Below are 5,834 nucleotides of genomic sequence, written 5' to 3'. Positions count from 1 at the left end.
TAGGGAATATTCCCTGAGAGCTTTTATAATTCCATAAAAAAGATATAGCAGTTTTTACAAATAGTTTGATAAAAAAATAATATATAAATGTTTTGGTCTATTAAATCTGTCATAACTTAGATATAATATAAATGTTGTAGTAAAATAGAAACTTATAAAGGAGATAGCAATGGTAGAAATTATAAATATAGAAAAGAGTATCTTACATATTATAGATCCCTCAGTAGGGCTTCCCGTTTTATCCGGAGAGGAACACCCTGAAAATGGAGAAATAATAGAATTTATAGAAAAACATATAGAAAATATATTTAGAGATGTTAATATTAAACAATCATTTTTTGAAGGAGAATACAATGAGGTTAGAAACCTATGCAATCAAATTTCAAATAATAATGACCTCTTTATTGAAAAAACACAAGAATTTGCAAAAGAGATGTATAAGATTTTATCAGCAAATGTAGATATACCACCATGTGATTTGATTTGTTCCCTTTTTGAAGCTGATGATAAAAAGTATTTAGGATTTTTTATCTTTAACTATAAAACATCTTATATCCATTATGTGGAAGAATTAGAAGAGGGAAGGCGCAACTCAGTTGTAAAGCAAAGTACAACCCTACCAAATATAAATCAAAAGATAGATCAGTTTGTTCTAATAGACTTAGAAGATCTTTCCATACTTTTAAAAGAGAAAAAATATGAAATAAATGGGGAAAAAGATTTTTACCTTTCTAAATATTTATTAAAATCAGTAGACCAATTATCAAACAAAGATAAGGTAGACATAGTAAATAAGGTTACTAAAAAGATAGTTAAAGACTATTATGACAATGATGTTTCAAAATTAGCCCAAATCAAAAGTACGATGAGAGATGAAATAGAAGAGGGCGGTTCTATAGATGTAGAAAACATAAAAACAAAAGTATTTAAAAACAATATAGATGTTCAAGAAAAATATGATGAAGAAATAGAGAAAAAAGGCTTAGTAGATAAAAACATAGAAGTAAATGAAAATTTAAGTAAAAAGATATCAAAAACTCAAAAACTAGTCATGGATAATGGAATAGAAATAAAAATACCTGTAGAATATTTAAATGGTGATGAAAAGGTAGAGTTTTTAAATAATTCTGATGGAACTATATCAGTATTGCTTAAGGAAATAAGAAATATACAAGGTAAATAAGATTTTTAAAACTATTTTAAGCTTAAAGTCTTGATGCGCTTTTAAATTGACAATAGAGTATCTATACAATAAGATTATATCTATAATGAAAAAGGAGAATTGCATGCTAAAGGATATTAATTTTAAGAAACTAGCAATACTTGTAGACTTTGATGGGACAATAACTACAGAAGATACAAACAATAAAATGGTATCAGTATATGGCAATGATAATACAAATAGGATAAGGAAAAGGTTTAAAGAAGGAAAACTTACTTTTCCAGCCTATTTTCAAGCAGAAATTTCTGAGTTAAGGCTTACAGAAAAAGAGTATATAAATTTTCTATTAAAAGAAATAGAACTTTCACCAGGCTTTTTAGAGTTTTATAAAAAGACAAAAGAAAAAGATATACCACTTGGAATTGTAAGTGGTGGCTTTGAAAACGGGATAGTAGCATTTTTGAAAAAACATGGTATAAACGATATAGAAATATTTGCAAATAGATTAGTTTTTGAAGGAGACAAACCACATATAAAGTTTCTACATGGTGAAAATACTCACTGCTGTGATCAAGGACCTTGTGGCAATTGTAAAATAAATCATTATTATAATTATAAGGAAAAAAGAAGAGATGTTATATTTGTAGGTGATGGAGTTACAGATATGCCCCTTGCAAATGTAGCTAAAATAGTTTTTGCCAAAGATTCACTTGCAAAATATATGGATAAAAAGAATATAGACTATATATCTTATGAAGATTTTAATGATATAAATAAAGAAATATTTTAGAAAATAAAAGCTACCTTTTAAGGCAGCTTTTATTTTTAATCTTATTTTTTAGTTTTACTTTATTCTAACAAATCAATTCCAACTAATTCCATCAAATGTTTTGCATTTGTAGTTGTAGATTTACCCTTTCTAATCTTATAATCAAAATCGATCAATCCATCTCGGTACTTTTCCCTAAAGTTATAATTTACAATTCTTTTATCCTTATCTAGCTGACACAATTCAAGGTCGTGAGTAGTTATAGCTCCCATAAGACCTTTTTCATTTAAGTTTCTAAGAACATTTTTAGCTCCATATATTCTATCCTTGGAGTTTGTACCTCTAAAGATTTCATCTATAAGAAAGAAGGTGTTTCTATGATCTTTTCCATAGTCAAGTGTATCCTTAATTCTTAAAAGTTCACCGTAAAATGTAGATATCTTGTTCTTTAAATCGTCAGTTATTCTCATAGAAGTATATAGGTCCATGATAGGTAGTGTAAGCTCTTTAGAAAAAGTAGGGGCTCCTGCATTGGTTAAGACTATGTTTATACCAATAGTTCTTAAAAATGTTGTTTTACCAGACATATTAGAACCAGTAATGATTAGTATCCTATCATCTATTAGAATATCGTTATATATTCTTTCTTCTTTTTTTATAAGAGGATGACCTAAATCCTTAGCATCTATAGTAAAATTCTCCTTATCTATATTTGGAAAGGATAGATCCCTTTCAATTAGTAAAGGTACAGCTAAACTCATAAGAGACTCTATTTTACCTATAGCAGATAACCAAGACTCTACATTCTTACCAGATTCTTTTTTCCATGTTTCTAAAGAAAAGGCATTTTGATAGTCCCATAAGAACAGTATATTAAATAGTATATAAAGAAGTCCATTACTCCTTATACTAATACGCTGGGTTATCATTTGGAGTTTGTGTATACCTTTTAAAGAAGCTTTGCCTGAAAACAAATCATTTTGAATCTTTTTTAAAAGCTTAGAATCAAAATTTTCTTTTTCTATAAGTTTTAATATATCAACATAATTATCTAGACTATTGCTAAGGTATTCTACATTTCCAAGAAGTGTATTGTTTTTATTCATTCCAAGTAGCCATATCAAGGCCTGCAAAGAAAATAAGATAAAGACTACCCTATAAAGATTTTGCATCTTTAGTAAAATAACGGCACTAGAAAAAAGAATTACTCCTATGGGCATAAATCTTAAAAGATTTATTATAGTCTTAGAATATACTTCTTTACTTTCATTAAAATAACTGATCATCTTTTCAGGATTTTTTATATTGTCGTCTGAAGCCTTTACTTCTAACTCCTGGGAAAAATTCAACTTATTCTTTAACTCATTTACAGCTTCTTGTCTTTCTATTATTTCTTCTTTTTTATACTTAGAATCTAAAAGATCTTTAGCTAAAGTCTTTCTTCCATAAAAAGTATTTGTTAAATTGATAAGCTGAAAGAGTGACCTTTTTCCAACTATATCTAAGTCTGAAGCGTATCTGTGAGACTTATCTACAAATTCTTCACCTATATCTTCAAAATGAATCCAATCTCCATTTATCCTATCTAAATACTTCTTATTTATAGATATGATATCTTTAGAGTAGTTTAACTTGTCTTTAACTTTAAAATGAAATAGGACTAAGCCAATAAATATAATTATGTTTAAAAGAAGCAGATAAGAATACATTTTTATAGGTTCTTTTAAATATTTATAGGAAAAATATACTATGACTCCAAAAGATATCATCCTTAGAGCCCCTAAAATATTAAAGGTGTTTCTTTCTTTTTCCATGGTTTCTTCTTCAATTTTTATCTTTTTTTCAAATTTTTCTTTTATGATATTATTCACCTCACTTATTTAAAAAGTCTATTTTATATATAAAATAAATATAAAATAAAATACTCTCTATTTCTACCATCCTTTCCATTATATAATAATTTTATAAATATTCCAGCTATAATTATTTAAACTATTGTAATTTTAGTAGATTTTTCAATTATAATATAAAAAATATAATTCTTTTTTAAAAAGATGCAGTAATTTTGTTTTCCTATACGTTATAATTAGTAAGGAAGGAGGGGAGAGATGGAAAAAGAAGAACTACTTATTGAAAAAGCTTGTAAAGGAGACAAAAGAAGCTTTGAAAGAATAATAAACCTTTATAAAAACTATATATTTGCAATTATCTTAAGTTTTATTAAAAACTATGAAGAAGCAGAAAACATATCTCAAGAAGTATTTTTACAAATCTACATATCTCTTCCCAAATTTCAAGAAGATAACTTTAAAGCTTGGATAAGTAGAATAGCTACAAATAAATCTATTGATTATCTAAGGAAAAAAAGAAGTAGGGTTAAAGAAGAAAAGATAGATTATATAGAAAGCATAGATATAAACCCTAGACTAGAGAATATAAAAGGGCCAGAATCTTTACTCTTAGATAAAGAAAAGAAAGAAGATATAAAAAAACAAATAGATTCCCTGCCTACTATATATAAAAAAACAATAATAAAATTTTACCTAGAAGAAAAATCATATAAAGAAATAGCAAGGGAAGAAGATCTACCTATAAAAACAATAGAATCAAGGCTTTATAGGGGTAGACAAATATTAAAAAAGAATTGGAGGAAGAAAGATGACTCACTTTAGTAGATCCAAATGGCTAGATTTTAAAAAAGATACACTATCAAAAGAAGAAAATATAGTTATGGAAGACCATCTTTATACTTGTGATGCTTGCATGGATATATATTTAGACCTTATAGATACTGAAGATTTAAACCTTGCTGGAATGATGATTTCTTCTGATTTTACAAAAAATATAATGGGAAAAATAGAAAATGTAAGACCCATAAGAAAAGTTAGGAAAAAGAAGAAAATGATAGAAAATATATTTATGTATTATATAGCAGCGGCATCAGTTATTCTTGTACTTACTGCTGGTGGAGTATTTACAAAGATAACCCAATTACCTATAGAAAAGATAGAAGTAGATAAGTTTAAAGCGCAAAAAGATATAGGAAGCTTATATAGTTTTACTGAAAAAATAACAAGTAGTACAAATAGTTTTATAAATAACTTTGGAACAAGAAAACAAGGGGGAAAATAATATGAAAGAAAAAAGTAAATTGCTGACATTTTTATTATCATTTATACCAGGACTTGCACATTTTTATATAGGCTATGTAGACAGAGGGCTTATATATATGGCTACAATAGGTGTTGGATTTATTGCAAGTCTAGGAATGGGAATTACAATGGTAGGAGGGGCAGCTGTTTTGCTTTTTGTTGCCGGATATTCAATAGTATGGCTTATATCATTAATAGATGTATTTTCTGTTATAAATAAAGAGCCAATAAATAGTGAAAGATCAAGTTTTACAGAAGGGGAAGATGTGCAAATGGAAAATACAAGTTTTGCAAATAAAAAGATGATAACATTAGCCTTATCAATAGTTCCAGGAGCAGGACATATGTATTTAGGAAAGCAAAAAAAAGGTCTTAGCTATATGAGCATGTTTTTCTTTACTATATTTTTTATGGGATGGCTTAGACTTAACTTTTTGACTTTTTTATTACCAGTAATTTGGTTTTATGTATTTTTCGATGCTTTTCATCTTGTAAATGGTGAAGAAGTAGAAGAAGATTTTGATATAATAAGTTTTTTACCTAAGATAAGCAATTCTTTTATAGGCAAGGCACTTATAGGGATTGGTCTAATATTGATTTTTAACAATGTATTTTATCCTATAGTTATGGAATTTTTTCAATTTGGATATAGATTTATAAATTATATTCAAACAAGTATAGTGGCTATAATATTTATAGTAATAGGAATAAAAATGCTTAAAACTAAAAAAGAAATACTAAGAGGTGAAGA

Annotated in this window: 6 protein-coding genes; 5 read left to right on the top strand and 1 reads right to left on the bottom strand. The window is 27.0% G+C overall.

Translation table 11 applies throughout. The features are described from left to right. Nucleotides 1-169: 169 nt before the first annotated feature. Nucleotides 170-1,183 (top strand): nucleoid-associated protein, encoded by a 1,014-nt coding sequence (locus ACTHW2_RS10055; RefSeq protein ID WP_442263789.1) that lies wholly within the window; start codon nt 170-172, stop codon nt 1,181-1,183. A gap of 103 nt (nt 1,184-1,286) precedes the next feature. Next, nucleotides 1,287-1,952: an MtnX-like HAD-IB family phosphatase gene (locus ACTHW2_RS10050; protein WP_442263788.1), complete on the top strand. Its 666-nt coding sequence runs from the start codon at nt 1,287-1,289 to the stop codon at nt 1,950-1,952. A gap of 59 nt (nt 1,953-2,011) precedes the next feature. Here the strand turns inward: ACTHW2_RS10050 and ACTHW2_RS10045 are convergent, their stop codons facing one another. Further along, nucleotides 2,012-3,802 carry a MutS-related protein gene (locus ACTHW2_RS10045; RefSeq protein WP_442263787.1) on the bottom strand — a complete coding sequence of 597 codons (1,791 nt, stop codon included), beginning with the start codon at nt 3,800-3,802 and terminating at the stop codon, nt 2,012-2,014. 237 nt (nt 3,803-4,039) lie between these two features. On the opposite strand from ACTHW2_RS10045, the gene ACTHW2_RS10040 reads away from it, so the two are divergent. From ACTHW2_RS10040 to ACTHW2_RS10030, 3 genes are all read left to right on the top strand, one after another. Then, nucleotides 4,040-4,603, top strand: a complete 564-nt coding sequence (locus ACTHW2_RS10040) for an RNA polymerase sigma factor (protein WP_442263786.1) — start codon at nt 4,040-4,042, stop codon at nt 4,601-4,603. After that, a complete protein-coding gene (locus ACTHW2_RS10035; RefSeq protein ID WP_442263785.1) occupies nt 4,590-5,063 on the top strand; it encodes a hypothetical protein in 474 nt (157 codons plus the stop codon). Before ACTHW2_RS10040 ends, ACTHW2_RS10035 begins: the two co-directional genes overlap by 14 nt. A 1-nt stretch (nt 5,064) precedes the next feature. Next, a partial coding sequence (locus tag ACTHW2_RS10030) for a hypothetical protein (protein WP_442263784.1) occupies nt 5,065-5,834 on the top strand: 770 nt, incomplete at its 3' end.

It is taken from the genome of Tissierella sp. (genome assembly GCF_052089545.1).
Classification (GTDB): Bacteria; Bacillota; Clostridia; order Tissierellales; family Tissierellaceae; genus Tissierella_A.
This window is presented reverse-complemented; position numbering and strand designations above follow the sequence as displayed.

Coding starts and splice junctions, on each gene's coding strand:
- ACTHW2_RS10055 (WP_442263789.1), top strand. CDS start 170: ATGGTAGAAATTATAAATATAGAAAAGAGTATCTTACATATTATAGAT.
- ACTHW2_RS10050 (WP_442263788.1), top strand. CDS start 1,287: ATGCTAAAGGATATTAATTTTAAGAAACTAGCAATACTTGTAGACTTT.
- ACTHW2_RS10040 (WP_442263786.1), top strand. CDS start 4,040: ATGGAAAAAGAAGAACTACTTATTGAAAAAGCTTGTAAAGGAGACAAA.
- ACTHW2_RS10035 (WP_442263785.1), top strand. CDS start 4,590: ATGACTCACTTTAGTAGATCCAAATGGCTAGATTTTAAAAAAGATACA.